The sequence below is a fragment of the Desulfurobacterium indicum genome (genome assembly GCF_001968985.1).
Classification (GTDB): domain Bacteria; phylum Aquificota; class Aquificia; order Desulfurobacteriales; family Desulfurobacteriaceae; genus Desulfurobacterium_A; species Desulfurobacterium_A indicum.
The window spans coordinates 1-4281 of record NZ_MOEN01000048.1 but is presented as its reverse complement, the minus strand read 5'-3'; the positions used below and the strand labels follow the sequence as shown (position 1 = coordinate 4281).

Here is a 4281-nt window from a genome sequence, read left to right as displayed (position 1 = left end):
TGAGGCTAAGGAAGAACTTCAGGATATGTTCTCCAGGAGGTACTCCTAATGGTTTACACAAAATTATTGACACAACCTTGTGAACAGGTTGTTTCCCAAACTCCGGCTTTAGAGTTTGGTGCAAACAGTAGAGCTGCAGTCAATGCAACTAAAAGTTTCTTCATTATCCCCTCCTTTCGAGTATTATCATTTATTAATCTATGTCAATTGAAATTATTTCGCAAGTAAAAACTGGAGAATTGTAGGAAGAATGGAAGTGAGAAGATTAACATTAGCAAGCTAAAAATGACTGAATTGAGTTAGAAAATTATTCTATATAGTTAAGATATCCGTTTTCCAATTTATACATTGGCCAGCCTAATTCCTCAACGACTTCTTTATTGTGAGTTATCATTATTATTGACTTGTCAGTGGTTTTTAAAAATTTTATGAGCAATTTCATCTTTTCGTTATCTACTCCAACTGTTGGTTCATCCATTATAAGTGCTTCCGGGTTCATTGATAGAACAGATGCGATTGATACTAGCCTCTTTTCTCCTCCTGATAGTTTGTATGTCATTTTGTTCTTAAGGTGGAATATTCCAAGGGTTGATAGAACGTTGTCTATGATTTTAGGTATTTCTGTTCTTGATATTCCTAAATTTAGTGGACCGAATGCTATATCTTCTTCTACGGTTGGTGAGAACAGTTGGTCATCAGGGTTCTGGAATATATATCCTACTGTTGTGCGAAGATTGTAAAAATCATCTTCTGTTTTTACTTCTTTTCCTTTGAGGAAAATGCGACCGGTGTCAGGCTTAATAAAGCCTATAATTGTTTCAATTAGTGTTGTTTTACCGGCACCATTAGGACCTATTATGAAAAATTTCTCTTTTTTTCTTAGGTTCAGATTTATATTTTTAAAAATTATTTTTCCGTTCCTTTTAACCGTTAAATTTTCAACCTTTAAAATTTCCAAATTTCGCTCCCTGTAAATGCAGTGATTAGAAATAAAAAAGAGAATGTGGTGAATATTATATCTTTTTTCTCAAGACGGAAGTGTCTGTATACGGGAAATTCTCCTTTAAATCCTCTACATAGCATAGCTTTGTATATTCTGTCTGCTTTCATGTGGCTTCTAATTATTAAGTTAGCAACTATATAACCGTAGGTTTTGTACGTGTGAACGTTGGTTGCTGGTTTGAACCCTCTTGCTATGGCTGCTTTTAGAAGTCTTTTGTATTCATCGCGTATTACATGAATGTATCGGAACGTGAAAAATAGTATCTGGACAAGTTTTGGGGGGACTTTTAAGTGATGGAGTGCATGAGCAATTTCGAAAACTGTTGATGTTGCAAGGAGAAAAAGCATAAACAGAAGAATTACGTTTGATTTAAAGAATAGGAAAGCTCCATATTTTAATCCTTCCGGATAGAAAGAAATAATACCCAGTTTGATCCTGTTTCCTTTATCGTATGTAAAGATCATTGTTATTATCAGAAATATCAGAAAACTGTCAGCAAATAAGAGTGATTTCAGGGCTTTCGTCAGGTCATACCTGACGATGAACCCCAGAATTAGTATAAATATAGAAGAAAAAAGAAGAAAAGAAATAGAGGAAGAGAGCGCACAGGAAACTGCGAACATAAGAAATACAATTATCTTTACTCTAGGATCCAGCTTGTGTAGTAAAGTTTTACCTTCGGCTAATTTATTTTCCATCTTTCTCCTTCCTGGAGTAAAAGTATGCTGCAGTTCCAAAAAGTCCAAATATCCAGCCAATTCCGCCGAATATTTCTGCAAGGGAAGGTTTTGTAAGGGCCATCTCTATACCGAGAAGTTCCTGGTGAATAGGTTTAAGTTCTTTTTCAACCGCCCTGTTTACGGCTGTTTCAACTATCTTTTGAAGTTCTTCTTTTGATATATTCATACCAGCAGATTGCTGATATTCTTCTGTTTGTTCGTCTGAAACTGTTGTTTTGTTTGTTTCAGTTGCAGTTTCTTCAGAATTGTCTGATGTTCCGCTTGCAGATAATTCGGAAGCCGGTATTATCGTTTCTGCACGGTGTCCTAATTCTGCGTTAACTACGACTTTTAGGTCTGTTATTTTGGGAGGTTTAAATGAAAAATTACCTTCTTTGTCTGTCTTTCCTGTCAAAAGAAGTTTTCCCGTTTTTGCATCAAATACTTTGACCTGAGAATTTTTACATGGAGTTCCGTCATTGAAATATCCCATGATGCTTACTTTCCCATTGTCTACATCTGCAAATACTGAAATTTTGTGGGCAAATGATGTATTTGTTATTGAGAAAAATAGAGCAATTAATAGGAGTAGCTTTTTCATTCTTTACCTCCGAGTAGTTCTGGCATGGATTTTTTAATAAAGAGAAGAACAAAGATGTTAATTATTGATTCGATTATTGCTACCGGTATATGGGCAAGCAGGACAAGTTCTGCGGCACTTTTGAATTGTTGTCCTGTCAAATATAGTTCTGTGGCTACCAGAATACCTGCACCCATAATTGATACGAAAGCTGCAATTACACCAGCAAGTGCTATTGTGAAATTTTTGTTTGATTTTAGAAGTCTTCGGCACAGATAATAAGCTATAATGGCTGGAAATGCCATGTTAAAGGTGTTGACTCCTAAAACAGTTATACCTCCGAATTGAAATAAAATTGCTTGCAGAAATAAGCCTACGAGAAGGATAGGGAATGTTCCCCACCCAGTTAAAAGACCGACCAATCCGTTTAATATGAGATGAACACTGGTTGGTCCTATCGGGACATGTATAAGTGAGGCAACAAAGAATGCAGCGGCAAGAAGAGCCGCTGCAGGTATTTTTTTATTATCAAGCTGTTTAAGTCCTATGGCAGTTCCAATGGCTGTTAATCCCCAGCCGGTTAGTAACATCCATCCGGGAAGAACACCTTCAGAGATATGCATTTTATCTTACCTCTCTTGGTTTAGGATATGCTTTTACCCATATAATAGAGTCAAGTTCTACAGGATAGTATTTTCCATCTTTGTATTTTAATTTTCCTCCGTCTCCAAGAACTGAAAATCCCCACCATCCAGACCATGGGATAGTGTATTCAAAATATCCGTTTTTATCAGTTTTCACGACCTGTGTTACAAAAGGATCTGCAGGAACTTTTACTCCTTTTGTGTTCAGATATTCAACTTCTACATCTGCATTTGCGAGAGGTTTGCCGTTAAGGTAAGCTCTTCCTCTAAATGTATTTCCTTCCCAGATTCCGAAAGGTCTTGTAAGAGGAACTATTTCTGCCTTTAATCCGATGGGTTTGTCCCAACCGTCTTCTAAGCCAAATGATTCCACATAAACTTTTGTTATCTGTTTAATAAATTTTTCTTCAGCAGGTTCGTAATAAGGAGAAGGGTTTACATAGAACTGATAAACTCCTGGTCTTCTTATTTTAAATGTGGCTTCATACATGGGAGCTTTTTTGTTACTTCCTTTCATTGCAGGAATCATAATTTTTTTCCAGTGAAGTTTGTACTTTCTACCATTTATTACAGCGCCGCTGTCGATTATTTTGAAAGGCATGTTTGGACCGCCTTCCATAGGATGAGTAAATTTTGCTTCGATTTTAATGGTTCTGCTTTGTCCATCCCCGACCATGTCGGTATTTGGCTTTAATAAAAGGAAGTGTGCGCTTGCTACTGCTGTCATTGATATAAAGGCTGCAGTGGTCAATCCAAGAATCTTTCTCATCGTGTTACCTCCTTTTTGTTTATTTTAACTTATGTTATCAAACTAAAAATAAAGTTGTCAAGATGTCAACATATTTTTATTGAGTAATACAACTTATACCTTATTCTTATAGTACTATCTATTTTAGTGCTACTTATAATAGATAAGTAAAACTATACTGCTCAACAGTATGAAATTTTGTTCTTTACCTTTTTGAAAAACTTGATATAGGTCAAGTTTAAACAACATTTACAAAAATCTCGGTTGACATATTTTGATAATTGTCTAAATTAAGATTAGTATATGCTAACTCGAGAGGTGGTTTATGTTGGTTTCAGCGCTCGTTGAGACTGCAGTAGTTCTTTCTGTTTCAGGATTTCTCATAGGTTTTATTGCCGGGCTCGTTGGTATTGGTGGAGGAACGCTTTTTGTTCCCATTTTCTGGTTTGTTTTTCCGTTTTTGGATATTCCAAGTGAAATCATTGTTAAGTCGTTGGTTGCAACATCTCTGGTAGTGTACGATATTTTGTGTAAGCTTGAGAAATGGGATAACCTCCTGGGGAACACCCCACAAATACCAACCCCAG

5 protein-coding genes and 1 pseudogene are annotated in these 4281 nt (G+C 36.1%); 1 reads left to right on the top strand and 5 read right to left on the bottom strand.

The annotated features are described in order from the left end of the window. Positions 1–307: 307 nt before the first annotated feature. The 5 genes from BLW93_RS08510 to BLW93_RS08490 are packed head-to-tail and all read right to left on the bottom strand — an operon-like array spanning position 308 to position 3715. Positions 308–958: an energy-coupling factor ABC transporter ATP-binding protein gene (locus BLW93_RS08510; RefSeq protein WP_076713644.1), complete on the bottom strand. Its 651-nt coding sequence runs from the start codon at positions 956–958 to the stop codon at positions 308–310. Beyond that, positions 946–1701 (bottom strand): cobalt ECF transporter T component CbiQ, encoded by a 756-nt coding sequence (cbiQ, locus tag BLW93_RS08505; RefSeq protein ID WP_076713643.1) that lies wholly within the window; start codon positions 1699–1701, stop codon positions 946–948. The genes BLW93_RS08510 and cbiQ overlap by 13 nt, the downstream gene beginning before the upstream one ends. After that, positions 1691–2323 carry a transthyretin-like family protein gene (locus BLW93_RS08500; RefSeq protein WP_076713642.1) on the bottom strand — a complete coding sequence of 211 codons (633 nt, stop codon included), beginning with the start codon at positions 2321–2323 and terminating at the stop codon, positions 1691–1693. Before BLW93_RS08500 ends, cbiQ begins: the two co-directional genes overlap by 11 nt. Further along, the gene (gene cbiM, locus BLW93_RS08495) at positions 2320–2925 is read right to left on the bottom strand and encodes a cobalt transporter CbiM (RefSeq protein WP_076713641.1); all 606 of its coding nucleotides are present in this window, start codon (positions 2923–2925) and stop codon (positions 2320–2322) included. The genes BLW93_RS08500 and cbiM overlap by 4 nt, the downstream gene beginning before the upstream one ends. Before the next feature lies 1 nt (position 2926). Beyond that, positions 2927–3715 (bottom strand): DUF4198 domain-containing protein, encoded by a 789-nt coding sequence (locus BLW93_RS08490; protein WP_076713640.1) that lies wholly within the window; start codon positions 3713–3715, stop codon positions 2927–2929. Between the two features lie 304 nt (positions 3716–4019). Here BLW93_RS08490 and BLW93_RS08485 point away from each other — a divergent pair. Beyond that, positions 4020–4281 (top strand): annotated as a pseudogene (locus BLW93_RS08485) (hypothetical protein); the annotation flags it as partial.